This is a genomic window from Streptosporangiales bacterium (assembly GCA_009379825.1).
GTDB lineage: Bacteria > Actinomycetota > Actinomycetes > Streptosporangiales > WHST01 > WHST01.
Genome location: WHTA01000004.1, coordinates 58,837 through 71,433, shown reverse-complemented (window position 1 = coordinate 71,433; position 12,597 = coordinate 58,837). Strand labels below are relative to the sequence as shown.

The 12,597-nt window shown below is 70.0% G+C and carries 11 protein-coding genes; 10 read left to right on the top strand and 1 reads right to left on the bottom strand.

Annotated features, from left to right (window positions below):
• Positions 1–7: 7 nt before the first annotated feature.
• The 10 genes from GEV07_03310 to GEV07_03265 all read left to right on the top strand — a co-directional run bounded on the left by GEV07_03310 (position 8) and on the right by GEV07_03265 (position 11,701).
• The gene (locus GEV07_03310; protein MQA01783.1) at positions 8–733 is read left to right on the top strand and encodes an SDR family oxidoreductase; all 726 of its coding nucleotides are present in this window, start codon (positions 8–10) and stop codon (positions 731–733) included.
• Between the two features lie 29 nt (positions 734–762).
• A complete protein-coding gene (locus GEV07_03305; protein ID MQA01782.1) occupies positions 763–1,923 on the top strand; it encodes an acyl-CoA dehydrogenase in 1,161 nt (386 codons plus the stop codon).
• A gap of 5 nt (positions 1,924–1,928) precedes the next feature.
• A complete protein-coding gene (locus GEV07_03300; GenBank protein ID MQA01781.1) occupies positions 1,929–3,920 on the top strand; it encodes a hypothetical protein in 1,992 nt (663 codons plus the stop codon).
• 55 nt (positions 3,921–3,975) lie between these two features.
• A complete protein-coding gene (locus tag GEV07_03295; GenBank protein ID MQA01780.1) occupies positions 3,976–4,743 on the top strand; it encodes a 1,4-dihydroxy-6-naphthoate synthase in 768 nt (255 codons plus the stop codon).
• Positions 4,744–4,745: 2 nt separating this feature from the next.
• A complete protein-coding gene (locus tag GEV07_03290; GenBank protein MQA01779.1) occupies positions 4,746–5,546 on the top strand; it encodes a hypothetical protein in 801 nt (266 codons plus the stop codon).
• A gap of 73 nt (positions 5,547–5,619) precedes the next feature.
• The gene (locus GEV07_03285; GenBank protein MQA01778.1) at positions 5,620–6,288 is read left to right on the top strand and encodes an FCD domain-containing protein; all 669 of its coding nucleotides are present in this window, start codon (positions 5,620–5,622) and stop codon (positions 6,286–6,288) included.
• Positions 6,289–6,316: 28 nt separating this feature from the next.
• Positions 6,317–8,119 carry a TRAP transporter large permease subunit gene (locus tag GEV07_03280; protein ID MQA01777.1) on the top strand — a complete coding sequence of 601 codons (1,803 nt, stop codon included), beginning with the start codon at positions 6,317–6,319 and terminating at the stop codon, positions 8,117–8,119.
• A gap of 52 nt (positions 8,120–8,171) precedes the next feature.
• The gene (locus tag GEV07_03275) at positions 8,172–9,323 is read left to right on the top strand and encodes an FAD-dependent oxidoreductase (protein MQA01776.1); all 1,152 of its coding nucleotides are present in this window, start codon (positions 8,172–8,174) and stop codon (positions 9,321–9,323) included.
• 9 nt (positions 9,324–9,332) lie between these two features.
• Complete coding sequence (locus GEV07_03270; protein ID MQA01775.1) at positions 9,333–11,066, top strand: thiamine pyrophosphate-binding protein; 1,734 nt, start codon at positions 9,333–9,335, stop codon at positions 11,064–11,066.
• Positions 11,066–11,701 carry an FCD domain-containing protein gene (locus tag GEV07_03265; GenBank protein MQA01774.1) on the top strand — a complete coding sequence of 212 codons (636 nt, stop codon included), beginning with the start codon at positions 11,066–11,068 and terminating at the stop codon, positions 11,699–11,701. The genes GEV07_03270 and GEV07_03265 overlap by 1 nt, the downstream gene beginning before the upstream one ends.
• A gap of 132 nt (positions 11,702–11,833) precedes the next feature.
• Here the strand turns inward: GEV07_03265 and GEV07_03260 are convergent, their stop codons facing one another.
• Positions 11,834–12,589, bottom strand: coding sequence for a glucose 1-dehydrogenase (locus tag GEV07_03260; GenBank protein MQA01773.1), 756 nt, complete (start codon positions 12,587–12,589; stop codon positions 11,834–11,836).
• Positions 12,590–12,597 lie beyond the last annotated feature (8 nt).

Genomic DNA, 12,597 nt, shown 5'->3' with positions numbered 1-12,597 from the left:
AGCGACGATGGTCGACGCATCCGCACCGTTGGCGCTCGTCACCGGTTCGGCCAGCGGCATCGGCCTGGCCATCGGCCAGGCGCTGCTCGACAGCGGTCACCGCGTGCTCGGCCTCGACCTCACCGCCGCGGACGATGGCACGCCCTTCGCCCGCACCTACGCGTGCGACATCACGGACGAGCAGCGCGTGCGGGCCGTCGCAGCCGAGATCGCGGCCGACGAGGGCGAAGTCACGGCGCTCGTGCACTGCGCCGGCTGGTCACCGCACGGCAACTTCCTCGACTCGACGCCCGAGTCCGACGAGCGCGTGGTGGCCGTCAACTACCTGGGCCTGCTGCACCTCGTACGGACGTTCGCGCCGCCGATGGTCGCGGCGAGGAACGGACGCATCGTCGTCATCGCGTCGGACGCTGCGCGCATCGGAGTGCGCGGCGAGGCAGTGTACGCGGGTGCCAAGGCGGCCGAGATCGCGTTCGCCAAGTCGCTGGCCGTGGAGCTTGCTCGGTCACAGGTGACGGTGAACGTCGTGTCTCCCGGCACGACGAACACGCCGCTGCTACGGGAGATGCTCACCGACGAGCAGATCGAGAAGCGCCGCCGCGCGAACCCGATGCAGCGCATCGGCGAGCCGGCGGACGTCGCAGCGGCGGCTGAGTTCTTCACCCGGCCGGAGAGCAGCTACATCACCGGACAGGTGTTGAGCGTCAATGGCGGCATGGCCCGGGTCGACTGAGCACGACAGAGAGATCCCTTGGAGCGCTGATGGACTTCACCCTCACCGACGACCAGCAGGCGTTGGCTCGCAGCGTCGCCGAGCTGTGCGCCAAGTTCCCCGAGGAGTACTGGAACAAGGCCGACCAGGACGACAGGTATCCCACCGAGTTCGTCGAGGCACTCACCAAGGCCGGCTACCTCGCGGTGCTCGTCCCCGAGGAGTACGGCGGTGGCGGCGGCACGTTGACCGACGCCGCGGTGATCCTGGAAGAGGTCAACAAGTCCGGCGGCACCGGCCTCCCCGCGCACGCGCAGATGTACACGATGGGCACCATCCTGCGACACGGCAACGAGGAGCAGAAGCAGCGGTGGCTACCCGACATCGCCGCTGGAAAGCTGCGACTGCAGTCGTTCGCCATCACCGAGCCGGACGCCGGCTCCGACACCACGAGCATCACCACCACCGCGGTGCCAGACGGCGACGAGTACGTCATCAACGGCAGCAAGATGTGGACGTCCAGGGTCGAGCACACCGACCTGATGCTGATCCTCACCCGTACCACGCCGAAGCGGGACGTCGCGAAGAAGACCGACGGGATCAGCACGTTCGTCGTCGACCTCCGCGAGGCGGGCGACGCCGTCGAGGTGCAGCCGATCCGCACCATGGTGCCGCACGAGACGTACTCCCTCTTCATCAACGACCTGCGGGTGCCGGCGGCGAACCTCGTCGGCGAGGAAGGCAAGGGCTTCCGCTACATCCTCAGCGGCATGAACGCCGAGCGCGTGCTGGTGGCGTCCGAGGTGCTCGGCGACGGTTACTGGCTGGTGCGCAAGGCGGCGGAGTACGCGACGCAGCGCGAGGTGTTCGACCGGCCGATCGGCTCGAACCAGGCAGTGCAGTTCCCCATCGCCCAGGCGTACGCCCAGCTCGAGGCGGCCAGCCTCATGCGCTACAAGGCGGCCGCGGCATTTGAGAACGGTGAGCAGCCGGGCATGGAGGCCAACTCGGCGAAGCTGCTCGCGTCGCAGGCCACCTGGGAGGCCGCGAACGCGGCCATGACGGCGTTCGGCGGCTACGGCGTCGCGGACGAGTACGGCATCCACCGCAAGTTCAGGGAGGCCCGCTTCCAGCTGATCGCACCGATCAGCAACAACCTGGTGCTCGGCTACATCGGCACGCACGTGCTCGGCATGCCGCGGTCGTACTGATAACCATGAGCGACCAGCGACCGCTGCACGGCCTGCGGGTCGTCGAGCTGACCGGCCGGCCGGGTGCGGCACGCCTGCTCGGTCGGCTGCTCGTCGACCTCGGCGCCGAGGTCGATGCGTTCACCACCGAACCCGCGGCGGCCGACGCGTGGGACACCTGGGTACAGGCGGGGAAGAACACGGTCACCGGCGAGCTGCACCATCAGCTCACCGTCGCCGACGCCGTGGTCACCGACCACACCGGCCACCAGCTCCTACAGCAACACGACTCCGTCGGGCGGAAGCCACTCGAGGTGTGCCTGAGCCCGTACGGCCTGACCGGACCACTTGCGGGACAGCCGGCGAGCGAGCTCACCCTCGAGGCGCTCGCCGGCTTCCTGCTGGCCAACGGGAACGAGGGCGACGCACCACGGCCGACGGGGGTCGCACTCGGCCGCGCGACGGCAGCGCTCGCCGGGCTCGTCGCATTGCTCGCCTACGGCGAAGGCGCATCCGACTGCGTAGACATCGCCGAGCTCGACACGCTCGTCTCGTACCTCGGCACGCTGCTCCCGCCGGTCGCGCTCACCGGCAACGACCCGCGCAGGATCGGCAACAGGCACGGCATGGCGGCGCCGTGGAACGTCTACCCGACGGCGGACGCGCCGGTCGTCGTCTGCACGATGGGGGAGCAGATGTGGCGGCGCCTCACCGAGGTGATCGGCCGGCCCGAGCTCGCCGCCGACGGCCGGTTCCTCGACACCGCAAGCAGAGTCGCGAACGTCGACGCCCTGGACGCGTCGATCAGTGCCTGGTCGAGGCAACAGCCCAGTGCGACCCTCGTGCAGCAGCTCACCGAAGCCGACATCCCCGTGGCTCGGTTGCGCACACCCGCCGAGGTACGCGGGCACCGGCTGACCGCGGAGCGCTCGCTGGTGACCGACACCGGTGCACCACACAGCCCGGTCGCGTCGCTGACGCCGAAGCCGATGCCCGGAGGTGCTCCGCGCCGACCCAGAGCGCCGATGCCGGGCAAGGGGCCGCTCGCCGGGCTCCGCGTCGTCGAGCTCGGCGCCTACACCGCCGCACCACTTGCCGCGAGACTGCTCGCCGACCTCGGCGCGGACGTCGTCAAGGTGGAACCGCCGCACGGCGAAGGCTCACGCCGGTTGGCGCAACGCATCGACGACGTCGGCTACCTGTTCTTCGTGAACAATGCCGGCAAGCACGGCTGCCGGCTCGACCTCGCCGACGCCACCGACCGGCAGCGGTTCGACCAGCTGCTCACCGCAACCGACGTCGTTCTCACCAACCTCTCGGCCGCCGCACTCGACGCGGCCGACCTCGGCGCGGAGTCCGTGCTCGCGCAGCGGTCCCTCGTCTACTGCCAGCTCACCGGCTACGGCAGAGCAGGTGTGGGCGCGGGCCTTCGGGCGTTCGACACCGCCGTGCAGGCCGAGTCCGGCGTGCTACTCACGCTCCCCGACGCCCCTGCGATGAAGGCCGCTGTGTCGTTGGCCGACGTCGCCGGCGCATACCTCGCGGCCGCGGCGACACTCCTCGGCGTACGCCGGCACAGACAGACCGGCGCCGGCCAGCTGCTCGACGTCGCGATGTACGACGCCGCGGTGTGGTCGACGTTCCACCGCTGGTTCGCCGACGAGGCAACCAAGGAACCGCCGGCGGAGACTCTCCATCCGACCACCGACGGCACGGTCGCACTCTCCGCACCCGGTCCGGCCGAACTCGCCGCGTTCGTCGCCGAGGCCGACGGCTCGCTGGACACGAGCACCGTACTCCGACACGCGGCGGCCGCCGGCGTGGCCGCGGCACCTGTGCTCGGCGTCAAGGAGACCGCCGAGCACTCCCAGGTGACCGCACGCGGCTCGGTGGTGCGACAGACGTACGGCGATACGCCGGTGCTGATCACGGGCGCGCCGTTCCACTCCGCAGCAGACCCGCCGACCGTCGCACCGGTACTGCCCACCGACGTCAGCTGGAAAGACGAGGAACCATGACCGAAGGCTTCGAGGACATCCGCTACGAGTACGCCGATCACGTGGCGACCATCACGTGGCGACCATCACGATCGACCGGCCACAGGTCAGGAACGCCTTACGTACCAAGACCTACGAGGAACTCACCACGGCGATCGACGCCGCCGCCGACGATCCGTCCGTCGGCGTGATCGTAATGACCGGTGCCGGCGACAAGGCGTTCTGCGCCGGCGGTGACGTCAACGACCAACGCGGCCGCGACGTCGCCGGCGGTCGCAACCACCTCCGCCGGCTGCTGCGGCTCGGCTCCGCCATCCACGACGCGGGCAAGCCGATCATCGCCGCCGTACGCGGCTACTGCGTGGGTGCCGGGCACGAGCTGCACGTAATGTGCGACCTCACCATTGCGTCGGACGACGCGAAGTTCGGTCAGGTCGGACCGCGGGTGGGCAGCGTGCCGGTGTGGGGTGCCACGGAGCTGCTGCCACGCATCGTCGGCGAGAAGCGCGCACGGGAGATGATCTACACCACTCGCCTGTACACAGCGGCCGAGGCCGAGTCGATGGGCCTGGTGAACCGGGTCGTGCCGGCGGCCGAGCTCGACGACGCCGTACGCGAGATGTGCGACGTGCTGCTCTCGATGAGCCCACAGAGCCTGCGAATCGCTAAGACCAGCCTCAACTTCGCCATCGACTCCATGCGGGCCGCGTTCAGCTCCGGCGCGGAGATGCTCAGCCAGCTCTACGGCAGCCCAGAACAGCAGGAGGGCGCCGCGGCGTTCCTGGAGAAGCGGCGACCGGACTACGGCAAGTTCCGTCAGCCCGCGGGACAGGTCGAGGAGTGACCATGCCGCACGCCGACACCGAGTACGAGCCCGTCGTCACCGTCGAGTACGTGGACGCCGCGGCCGTCGTCAGGTTGAACCGCCAGAAGAAGCGCAACGCACTCAACGCCGAGCTCCTGCTGGCACTCGCCGCTGAGCTGGAGAACCTCGCAGAGGAGCCGGAGGTCGCGGGCATCGTCCTGACCGGTGGCGGGGGCTGCTTCTCCGCGGGCGCCGACCTGAACGAGGCGGTGGGCATCGACAACGTCGCGGACTTCCGCCCGTTCGCCGAACGGGCGGCGCACGTGAACCGCACGATCGAGGAACACCCGAAGGCGGTCGTCGCGGCTCTCCAGGGGCCCTGCCTCACCGGTGGGCTCGAGCTCGCGCTCGCCTGCGACTACCGGATCGCCTCGCCGGACGCCACGTTCGGCATCACGAGCGCACGGATCGGGTCCGTTGCCGGGTTCGGCGGCACCCAGCGCCTGCCCAGGTTGATCGGGTCGAGCAAGGCGAAGGAGATGCTGTTCACCGCCCGCATCGTGGGCGCCGAGGAGGCTGCGTCGATGGGCCTCGTCGACCGCATCGTGCCGGCTGACGGCGTGCTGCCGCGGGCACTGTCGCTCGTCGAGCAGATCGCCCAGGTTGGGCCGTTGAGCGTCGCGTTGATGAAGCGCGCCGTCAACACCGGCCTCGATGCAGACCTCAAGACCGGGCTCGAGCTGGAGAAGGCACTCTCCGGCTGGGCGTTCACCACCGACGACAAGGCCGAGGGGATGACTGCGTTCCTGGAGAAGCGAAAGGCCCGCTTCACCGGCAGATAGGAACACGAACGGGCCGCCCTCCCGGCCCGTTCGAGCAAAGGAGCTCACGTGTCCAGTACTGTTGACGACTGCCATGCCGAACCTGCCAGCCGCGCCGCCAGTCCAGCGTTCGAACCTGAAGGACGCTGTGGCCTCGTACATCCGCGACCTCATCTTCTCCGGTCACCTCGGGCCGGGAGCGAAGATCGACCAGGACGCCGTGGCACAGGTCCTCGGGGTCAGCAAGCTGCCGGTACGCGAGGCACTGATCGTGCTGGAGAGCGCGGCGCTCGTGGAGGTCGCACCGCGCCGCGGCGCGTTCGTCGCGCCGCTGACCCGCGACGATTTGCGCGACCACTACCGGATCTACGGGGCCGTCTCGGCGATCGCCGCCGAACGGGCCGCCTCCGTGATGGAGCCGGCGACCGTAGAGCTGCTGCGGAAGAACGTCACGCGGATGTGCAAGCCACAGCCCGACGACGACCTCGAACAGCTCAACCACGACTTCCATCGGCTGATCAACAAGAGCGGTGGCTCCCGCCGGCTGGACGCGGTGCTGCGCAGCCTCTCCGCGATGATGTTCGGCGAGTTCTTCCAGACTGCGAGCGAGTGGGGTCGGGTGGCCGCGAAGCAACACGACGGCATCTGCACGGCCATCAAGGATCACGACGGCGAGGCCGCTGCGCGGCTGATGCGGCAGCACATCGTTGAAGGCGGCGAGTATGCGATCTCGCTGCTGGAGCAGCGCGGCTTCTGGGAGTAGGCCGGGCAGCTGCTCACCGGGGTAGCGCATGAGCGCGCTACGTCACCCCACCCGCCGTGGCTTCATCGCCGCCTCCGCCCTCGCCGCCGCGGGCGTGTTGACCGGCTGCGGCCGCGCTGCCACCGCAACGACCGGACAGCTCACCACCGCCACGTACTTCCCGCCGTCATACACCGACGTGCTGCCGAGCATGACGGCCTTCATGAAGACGGCCGCGAAAGACGCCGAGCTCAGCTTCGACATGTACGACTCGGGCAAGCTCCTCGGCCCGGATCAGCTGCTCCCAGGGCTGATGGCTGGCGTCGTGGAGATCATGTTCACCACCAGCTCGTACCTCTCCTCTTCCTACCCGATCCTCGGCGCAGTGGAGCTACCGTTCGGCACCGACGACTTCGAAACGCACAGCCGTGCCACCGACACCGACGGCCCGCTGCACGAGCTGATCAACGCCGAGCTGGCGAAGCAGAACGTCCGGATGCTGGGCAGCCTCCTCTCTTCCCCCAGCACGAGAGTGAGGTCGGCTGATGCTCAGCGATGGCACCGTTGTCGTCCTGGCGGTCGTACTCCTCGGCGTGCTCATCGCGCTACGGGTACCGCTGTTCATCTCCCTCGCCACAAGCGGCGCTGTCGGGCTGATCGCAATCCGTGGGTTCGCCGGTCTCGCCCAGGTACCGCTGGCCATGGTCGGCCAGCTGCAGAACTACGCGCTCGTCGCCGCGCCGCTGTACATCCTCCTCGGCGAGACGCTCGCGGTGGGCAACCTGGGTCGCGACCTGTTCCGCGTCGCACACCGCTGGTTCAACCGCGTGCCTGGCGGTCTCGGTGCCTCGGCCGTCGGCTCGTCGGCGATGTTCGGCGCCATGTCGGGCGTCAGCATCTCGTCCGTCGCGGTCATCGGCCGGATGGCCGTGCCCGAGATGCTCGACCGCGGCTACCGACGCAGCTTCGCCAGCGGCTCGGTCACTGCATCGGGCGCCCTGGCCATGCTCATCCCGCCGAGCCTGATGTTCATCCTCTACTCGTCGGTGACCGGCGTCAGCGTGGCGGCACTGTTCGCCGGGGGCATGGTGCCCGGCCTGCTGCTCGCCGTGGCCATGGGTGTGTACGTCGTCGCACGCGCGAAGGCGCAACCGGACATCGCTCCCGGTGCGACGGAACGGTTCACCTGGTCACAACGGTTCGCCGTGCTGGTGCAGACCTACCTGCGTTGCTGCTGATCGTCGGTGTGCTCGGCTCGATCTACAGCGGGCTCGCAACGCCGACAGAGGCGGCCGGCGTCGGTGCCATCGCCGCGTTCGTCGTCACGGGCATCACCCGGCGCGGGTTCACCTGGGCCGAGATCAGGACCATCTTCACCTCTACGTTGCGGGTGTCAGCGACCTTGCTCGTCATCGTCGGTTCTGCGTACGTGTTCACGCAGCTGTTGGTCGTCGCGCGGGTCACCGACTCGATCGTCGGCTTCGTCGGCGGCCTCGACGTGTCGCCGTACCTGGTCGTGCTCATCATCATGGCGCTGCTCGTGGTGCTCGGGGCGCTGGTCGACGCGTCTTCACTGCTGCTCGTGGTGACACCGATCATCGTGCCCGTCATCGAGACACTCGGGTTCGACCCGCTGTGGTTCGGCGTGCTTCTCGTGGTCAACCTGGAGATGGCGGTCATCACGCCACCCGTCGGGCTGAACCTCTACGCGATGAAGTCCGCCGTGCCCGAGCTGCCGATGCCGGACATCATCGGCGGAGTCGCCCCGTACCTCGCCATCGAGTGCGGCATGCTGCTCGCCCTGCTGTTCGTACCAGAGCTCGTCACCTGGCTACCTGGCCTCGTGGAGTGACCGTTGCGGTGGTCACCTTCGTATGCAATGCTGCATGCGCAGGGCTCGGGAGATGGGCGTGGCGGACGGGCGCATCGCCGTCGTGGGCGGCGGGATCGTCGGCACCGCCATCGCGTACCAGCTTGCGGTGCGCGGTCATCGCGACGTCCTGGTCGTCGAACGCGGCGCGATCGGCGAGGGCAGCACCGCGTACGCCACCGGCGGCATCAGGCAGCAGTTCAGCTCCCGGGTCAACATCGAGCTGTCGCGCCGCGCGGTCGCGTTCTACGAGCGGTTCGCCGACGAGGTCGGGTACCCGCTGGACTTCCGCCAGCACGGCTACCTCTTCCTGCTCGACTCCGACGCCGCTCGGCAGCAGCTCGCCGCCGGCGTGCGGTTGCAGCACGAGCTCGGTGTGCCGGTGCAGGAGCTCTCGCCCGCACAGGTGCACGACCTGTTCCCGCAGGTACGTACCGACGACCTGGTCGCCGGCGTCTACTGCCCGACCGACGGCTCGGCCTCGCCGGCCGACGCCGTGCAGGGCCTGTGGCGTGCGGGCCGCGCGCTCGGCGTGACGTACCGGAGGCACCTGGAGGTCGGCGAGCTCGTACGTTCCCCGCAGGGGGAGGTGCGCGGCGTCATGGCCGGTGGTGAGCTGATCGAGGCCACCACGGTCGTCGTCGCCACCGGGCCGTCGGCGGCCGAGACCGGGCAGCGGTTCGGCGTCGAGCTCCCGGTGTCACCGCACCGGCGGCAGGCGTTCGCGTTGGCGCCGGTCGACTGGCTGTCGCCGTCGTTGCCGATGACCGTCGACCTGGCCACCGGCGCGTACGTACACCCGGAGGCGAGCGGTGGCGTGATCGGTGGCACCGACAGGGACGTGCCGTCCGGCACCGACACGAGCGTCGACTGGGACCGGCTGGATCGGCTGGTCGCCGCGCTCGGTCACCGCATCCCGGCCCTCGCCGACGCCAGCGTCGCACGCGGCTGGGCCGGCCTGCGTGAGATGTCGCCCGACGACCACGCGCTCGTCGGGCCGATCGACGACATCCCCGGCCTGTGGGTGGCGGTCGGGTTCTCCGGGCACGGCTTCATGCACGCGCCCGCGATCGGTGACTCGGTCGCCGCCTGGCTGCTCGACGGCACACCGACCGTCGACCTCACACCACTCGATCCCATGCGGTTCCGCACCGGGCAACCGGTCGGGGAGTCAGTCGCGTTCTGAGGAGCACACATGCAGGAGGAGCAGGTGGTACGGGGCGCGGACGTCTTGGTGACGAGCCTCGTCGAGGCCGGCGTGGAGGTGCTGTTCGGGCTGCCGGGCGACACCGGGGTCGTGCTCTACGACGCGCTGCACGGGCGACGCGACGGGATCAGGCACGTACTCACCCGCGACGAGCGGCACGCGTCGATCATGGCGGACGCGTACGCCAGGACGACCAACCGCGTCGGCGTGCTCGAGGTGAGCAGCGGCGGCGGTTGCACGTACGCCGTCGGCGGTCTCGGTGAGGCGTACTCGTCGGCGATCCCGCTGCTGCTCCTCAGCTCGGACATCCACAGCGCCAGCCGGGGATCCGGCGCGCTGACCGAGATCGACCAGCTGTCGCTGTTCGCCGCGGTGACCAAGTGGCGGGTCAGCGTCGAGCGTGCCGGCGACATCCCCGGCCTGGTCGCCGAGGCGCTGAGCCACGCGCTGACCGGACGGCCGGGGCCGGTGGCCCTGGTGCTGCCCGAGGACGTGCTCGACGAGGAGGTTGTGGTCGGCAAGCTCCCGGCCGAGCTCACCGGGCTCGCGGCGGGAGACCTCAGGCCGCGGCCCACGGTCGGTGCCGCCGAGCTGGACGCGACCGCCGAGCTGCTGCTCGCCGCACAGCGACCGGCGATCGTGGCAGGTTCAGGCGTGCACCACTCCAGCGCGTGGGCGGAGCTGGGGCAGCTCGCCGAAGCGGCGGCGTGTCCGGTGGCGACCACCATCCACGGCAAGGGCGCGATCGCCGAGACGTCCGACTTGAGTCTCGGGGTCGCGGGCAACAACGGCGGCCGGCCGTACGTGAACGAATATCTCGCCACCGCAGACACGGTGCTCTTCGTCGGTACCAGGGCGAACGCCACCGACACCAACAGCTACACCACGCCGGCGCGCGGTGAGGCGAACATCGTGCACCTCGACATCGACCCGCGCCGTGCCGGCGCCAACTACCCGGGCAGCCGCCGGCTCGTCGGCGACGCCGCCGTCGTGCTCGGCGAGCTCGGTGAACGCGTGCGCAACGCCGGCGGACGGACCGACGCAGACGTACGGCGGCGGGTGGCCGACGACCGCGCGGCGTGGCGAGCCGAGGAAGAGCGGCCGGAGCTGCCGTCCGGCCAGCTGCTGCCGCGGGACGTCATCCGTGCGGTGGCCGACGTGCTCGGCGACGCGGTCACGGTGCTCGCCGACCCAGGCACGCCGACGCCGAACGTCGCGTCGTACTGGGAGTGCCACACGGCCGGGCGCACGGTGCTCGTGCCGCGCGGTCACGGACCGATGGGGTGGGCGGTTCCCGCGACAGTCGGTGCCGCGCTCGGCGAACCACGGCGGCCGGTCGTCGCGTTCACCGCGGACGGCAGCTTCGCGATGGCCGGCCTGGAGCTGGAGACGATCGCCAGGCTCGCGCTGCCGGTCTGCTTCGTGCAGTTCACCAACGACAGCCTCGGCTGGATAAAGATGCTGCAGCACCTCTACTCGGGGCAGCGCTACTTCAGCGTCGACCCGGGGCCGATCGACGCGCCCGCCGTGGCGGACGCGTGCGGGGTGGAGGGCAGGCGGGTCACCACCGCCACCGAGCTCGAGGACGCGCTCGAACGGTTCGCACAGGCGCGGGCGCCGATCTACCTGGACGTCCAGGTGCCGCACATGATCGACCACCTGCCGCCGGTCCCGTTCTGGCGCCAGGCCATCGAGCGCGGCGGCGGACGGCCCGTGTACTGATGCCGACGATGGACCGTCTGGTGACGCAGGTGTACCAACAGCTGCGGCACGAGATCGTCACCGGAGTGCTCCGGCCGAACCAGCCGATCGTCGAGGCCGACGTCGCGGAACGGTTGAAGGTCTCGCGCACGCCCGTCCGCGAGAGCCTGCAGCGGTTGGCGACCGACGGCATGGTCGTCTCGCAACGGCGTCGCTGGGTGGTCTACGAGTTCTCCGCCGACGAGGTGCGCGAGATCTACGAGGTGCGCGCCGCGCTCGAAGGTGAGGCGGCCGCGCTGGCGTGCCAGCGGATGACCGAGGAGCTGATGGCCGGCATCGACGAGATCGAGCCGGCGGCCACCAGGTTCCACACCGTCGCGCGGGACGAGCGCGTCGAGATCAACAACCGCTTCCACGGCCTGATCGTGCAGGCATCCGGCAACAGCAGGCTGCGCAACCAGGTCGAGCAGAACCAGCTCTACTACTTCAACCGCCAGGTCGCGGCCATGTACTCGCAGGAGGAGCTGGCCGAGTCGTCCAGGCAGCACGGCGAGCTCGTCGACGCGCTTCGGCAGCGCGACGCCGAACGCGCCAAGGCCGTCGCGCACCACCACGTGACGGACGCGCTTGCGCAGATCATCACGAAGCTGTTCTGAGGCCGACCGACGTCGAACCTGGATTTTCCTCCGGCTGCTCAACGAGGGGCTCACCGCGGTGACCTGTCCACCGAAGCCATCAGGCTCGCCTGGTCACCGCGGCCGCGCGCCTCGACCAGGACTGAGCGGGGGTCAGACGACGTCGCCGGTCAGGGTGGCGCCGCCGTCGATGACGAGGGTCTGGCCGGTGATCCAGGCGGCCTCGTCCGAGGCGAGGAAAGCGACGGCACCGGCCACGTCCTCGGGCACGCCGAGCCTGGCCATCGGGTAGCCAGCGACGAGCTGTTCCTCCCTGCCCTCGTACAACGCGGTCGCGAACTTGGTCTTCACCACCGCGGGGGCGACGGCGTTCACCCGCACCTTCGGCGCCAGCTCCACCGCAAGCTCCATCGTCACGTGTATCAGCGCCGCCTTCGTCGTGCCGTAGAACCCGATGCCGGGCGCGGCCCGCATCCCACCGGCGGAGGCGATGTTCACGACCGCGCCGCCGCGTTCGGCGAGCGACGCCTTGTGGACGCGCTGCGTCCAACCGATGGCCGCGAGCACGTTCACCTCGAGGATCTTCCGCGCCGCGTCCAGGTCGAGCTCCAGCATCGGGCCGTACACCGGGTTGATGCCCGCATTGTTGACCAGGACGTCGATGCGGCCGAACGCCCCGAGCACCGCGTCGACCGTGGCGTCCTGGTGCGCCGGGTCGTGTGCCTTGCCCGGCACCCCGAGCGCGTGCTCCGCGCCGCCGAGCGACGCGACCGCCTCGTCCAGCGGCCCGGCGTTGCGCCCGGTGATGCAGACGCGGTACCCGCGCTCGACGAGGGTGCGCGCGATGCTCAGGCCGATGCCACGGCTGGCACCGGTGACGATGGCGACGCGACGTTGACCGTCAGGCATGGGTGGCG

Bases quoted from the DNA above. Each gene is read 5' to 3' on its own strand.
- GEV07_03305 (MQA01782.1), top strand. From the start codon at position 763: ATGGACTTCACCCTCACCGACGACCAGCAGGCGTTGGCTCGCAGCGTC.
- GEV07_03285 (MQA01778.1), top strand. From the start codon at position 5,620: ATGCCGAACCTGCCAGCCGCGCCGCCAGTCCAGCGTTCGAACCTGAAG.
- GEV07_03300 (MQA01781.1), top strand. From the start codon at position 1,929: ATGAGCGACCAGCGACCGCTGCACGGCCTGCGGGTCGTCGAGCTGACC.
- GEV07_03290 (MQA01779.1), top strand. From the start codon at position 4,746: ATGCCGCACGCCGACACCGAGTACGAGCCCGTCGTCACCGTCGAGTAC.
- GEV07_03310 (MQA01783.1), top strand. From the start codon at position 8: ATGGTCGACGCATCCGCACCGTTGGCGCTCGTCACCGGTTCGGCCAGC.
- GEV07_03260 (MQA01773.1), bottom strand. From the start codon at position 12,589: ATGCCTGACGGTCAACGTCGCGTCGCCATCGTCACCGGTGCCAGCCGT.
- GEV07_03265 (MQA01774.1), top strand. From the start codon at position 11,066: ATGCCGACGATGGACCGTCTGGTGACGCAGGTGTACCAACAGCTGCGG.
- GEV07_03275 (MQA01776.1), top strand. From the start codon at position 8,172: ATGGGCGTGGCGGACGGGCGCATCGCCGTCGTGGGCGGCGGGATCGTC.
- GEV07_03280 (MQA01777.1), top strand. From the start codon at position 6,317: ATGAGCGCGCTACGTCACCCCACCCGCCGTGGCTTCATCGCCGCCTCC.
- GEV07_03270 (MQA01775.1), top strand. From the start codon at position 9,333: ATGCAGGAGGAGCAGGTGGTACGGGGCGCGGACGTCTTGGTGACGAGC.